Source organism: Streptomyces sp. WM4235 (assembly GCF_001279725.1).
Classification (GTDB): domain Bacteria; phylum Actinomycetota; class Actinomycetes; order Streptomycetales; family Streptomycetaceae; genus Streptomyces.
Genome location: NZ_LGDE01000147.1, coordinates 1 through 2283, shown reverse-complemented (window position 1 = coordinate 2283; position 2283 = coordinate 1). Strand labels below are relative to the sequence as shown.

Here is a 2283-nt window from a genome sequence, read left to right as displayed (position 1 = left end):
GCCCGAGCACCGCCGCGATCACCGCCCCCACGCGCCCGCCCCCGCGCACCTGGACCCGTATCGCCCGCCGGGCCGCGACTCCCCGCAAGTCACCCCCCGGCTCCCGATGCACCAGCGAGAGCGAGGCGAGATCGGGCCCGAGCCGCTCCAGGCTCTCCGGCCGCCCGCGCACCGCCTGGGCCCGCGGCCCGCCCGCGGTGGCGTCATCCAGGAGCCCGGCCCCCGCCAACCGTCGGATCAACTCGTCCACCCGCCCCTCCGACAACCCCATCCCCGCGCCCTCCGCGCGCAGCAACTCGATCCCCCGTGTCCCGTCGATCCGGTCGATGAACGCCCCGGTGGCCGTGTCCACCGGGCCGAGCACCACCGCGTGGGCGGGCGTCACCCCGAACTGCACCGTCTGCAGATCCCGCCAGGCCCTGGCCAGCGCCGGCTTCACCTTCGGATACATGGTCGTCCCCTCGATTCCGTCCGCGAGTCCCCGCGGTACCCGAGTCCCCGCGATTCCCGAAAGCCCTCGCGATGCCCGAGCCCCCGCGATACCCGAAGGCCTCCGAGGCGGTCTTCCGCCTCCGTCCGCAACACTGCCCGCCCCCGGGAATCGGTGCGCGAACTTGTCCACAGGCGGGGGGTATTAGGCATATGAGATGGAGAAACGGGGCGTTAAGGGGGGTTTCTGATATCGGCGGCGAATCGATCATGTTCGATGCGCGGACGAGGGGGACTTCCGTCACGACGAGCGGGTACCGTGCTGGCGTGTCCGCCGATCCCTCGCAGCGCGCCGTCGAAGTCCGCCGGAGCGCGCGCCGCCGCAGGACCGTTTCCGCCTACCGTGAGGGTGACCGGACGGTCGTCCTGATCCCTGCCCGGATGTCGGAGGCCGAGGAGCAGCGCTGGGTGGGCGTCATGCTCGACAAGCTCGCCGCCCAGGAAGGCAAACGCACCCTCGGCGACACGGAACTCACCGAACGCGCCGAGCGTTTGTCCGAGCAGTACTTCGACGGCCGTGCCCGCCCCCGCTCGGTCCGTTGGGTCACCAATCAGAACACCCGCTGGGGTTCCTGCACCCCGGCCGAGGGCAGCATCCGCCTCTCCCATCGCCTCCAGGGCATGCCCGAGTACGTCGTCGACTACGTGCTGCTGCACGAGCTGGCGCACCTCCTCGTCCCCGGTCACGGCCCGCGCTTCTGGCAACTGCTGGAGGCGTACCCGAAGACCGAACGCGCCCGCGGGTACCTGGAGGGAGTGGTCGCCGCCGAGCGACTTCCCGCGGTCCCCGGAGCGCGGGACGAATGATCATGGCGTGACCGAGCGTGATGTGTACCGGGTCGGTACCGACTTGGCTCGATGTCTGCGGAAGCCGTTAGCCTGAGCGGCAGCCGTTAGCCGGCGGCACGTATTCACAGTCGGGATGGGGGACGGTCGGACGTATGGCCAGGGAATTCCAACGCGGCCACAAGGCCAAGATCAGCGATCTGACAGCGGGCACCGATCTGTACGTGGGCGTCCAGATCGCCGGGCCCGGGCTTGCCATCGACATCAGTTGCTTCGGCCTCGATGTGAACGAGCAGCTCTCGGACGATCGCTACTTCGTTTTCTACAACCAGCCGAAGTCGCCGGAAGAGTCCATTCAGCAGCTCGGCACACAGGCGGGCGACAGCGAATCCTTCCGGGTGACTCTCGACCGGATCCCGCAGAACATCCACAAGCTGTCCTTCACCGCCTCCATCGACGGTCCCGGGCAGATGTCGCAGATCGGTCCGGGCTACATCCGGATCGTGGCCGGCGGTGAGGAAGTCGTCCGCTACGCGTTCACGGGCGCCGAGTTCAGCACCGAACGCGCCCTGATGATCGGCGATTTCTACCTCAAGGACGTGTGGCGCTTCGCCGCCGTCGGGCAGGGCTTCGACGGCGGGCTCGCCGCGCTGCTGAAGAACTTCGGCGGCGAGGTCGCCGAGGACGAGGACCCGCAGCAGCAGGCCCCGGCCCAGCCCGCGGGCGCGCCCGGGTTCGCCCCGCCGCCGCAGGCGGCCGCCCCGGCGCCCGCGCCCGCTTTCGGCGCCCCGGCCCAAGCCCCCGCCCCGGCGCCCGCCCCCGCGCCGTCGTTCGGCGGACCGGCCGGCGCCCCGCCCCAGCCGGTGCACTCGGCCCCGACGATGGTCGGGCCGCTCACGACGCAGCCCGCCGCGCCGTACGGTCAACCGCCCCACCCCCCGCAGCAGCCGGGAACCCCCTCGTACGGTCAGGTCCCGGGGCAGCAGCCCGGCTACGGCGGTCAGGTAC

Annotated in this window: 2 protein-coding genes and 1 pseudogene; 2 read left to right on the top strand and 1 reads right to left on the bottom strand. The window is 71.2% G+C overall.

The window, feature by feature from the left end; all coding sequences use genetic code 11:
* Window positions 1-451, bottom strand: a pseudogene (locus ADK55_RS13365) (ThiF family adenylyltransferase); the annotation flags it as partial.
* 248 nt (window positions 452-699) lie between these two features.
* Here ADK55_RS13365 and ADK55_RS13360 point away from each other — a divergent pair.
* Window positions 700-1296, top strand: a complete 597-nt coding sequence (locus ADK55_RS13360) for a M48 family metallopeptidase (RefSeq protein WP_371591447.1) — start codon at window positions 700-702, stop codon at window positions 1294-1296.
* 134 nt (window positions 1297-1430) lie between these two features.
* A partial coding sequence (locus tag ADK55_RS13355) for a TerD family protein (protein WP_199826509.1) occupies window positions 1431-2283 on the top strand: 853 nt, incomplete at its 3' end.